Origin of the sequence: Streptomyces alkaliphilus (genome assembly GCF_014141535.1) — a bacterium.
GTDB classification, from domain to species: domain Bacteria; phylum Actinomycetota; class Actinomycetes; order Streptomycetales; family Streptomycetaceae; genus Streptomyces; species Streptomyces alkaliphilus.
In genome coordinates, this window is record NZ_VKHT01001521.1 from 1 (window position 1) to 800 (window position 800).

Here is an 800-nt window from a genome sequence, read left to right on the forward strand (position 1 = left end):
CCCGCCCCCACACCGCTGCGGCGGGTGTCCTCCCGCAGGTGAACGGGGGTGGGCGATGAGCGTCGAGGCCCGCGAGTGGGTGTGGGAACACAGCGCCGCCAAGGGCACCGCGCGGCTGGTACTGCTGTCGATCGCCGACCGGGTCCCGGACGAGCAGTGCGTCGCGTGGGCCTCGCTCACCAGCCTGATGGCGCGTACGAACGCGAGCCGGACGGCGGTACGCGACGCGATCGCCGCCCTCGTCGCCGGCGGCGAACTGCGGGTGCTGGACCACCTGCGGGGCCCGCATCGGACCACGGTCTACCACCTGCCCCGCGCCGCCGCCCGATCGGCCGAGACCGAGCGCGCCCGGCGGGAGGACCCGCAGGCGCATCCCGAGCCGGACGAGGCGAGGCTGCGGCGGTACGGCATCCACCCCGAGCAGGGACCGGATTCCGAGCCCTCCGGACGGAATCCGACCGGTACGGAATCCAGCCCGGGCGGGGCGCGGAATCCGACCCCCCGGGGTGCCGGAATCCGACCCGGCAGGGGTACGGAATCCGACCCCCAGAACCGTAGAGAACCGAAGGTGAACCGTAGGAAGAGCAGTGGGGGCGGTGCACCGACCCCGGCCGGCGAGTGGCGGGTGGACCCCGCCACCCGGACCTGGATCCGCGAACAGGGACACCTCGACCGCCTCGGCGAGGACGGCCTGCGCGCCGCCGACGCCAAGTGGCGCGCCCACCGGGCCGCCCACGGCCCCCGCCCGGCCGACATCTGGGCCGCGGACTGGCGCTCCTGGATCGCCCGGGAACACCCCC

The 800-nt window shown here is 75.4% G+C and carries 1 protein-coding gene; it reads left to right on the top strand.

Translation table 11 applies throughout. The annotated features are described in order from the left end of the window. Nucleotides 1-55: 55 nt before the first annotated feature. Nucleotides 56-800: helix-turn-helix domain-containing protein (locus FNQ90_RS25440; protein ID WP_182608463.1), on the top strand; the 745-nt coding region annotated here is incomplete at its 3' end.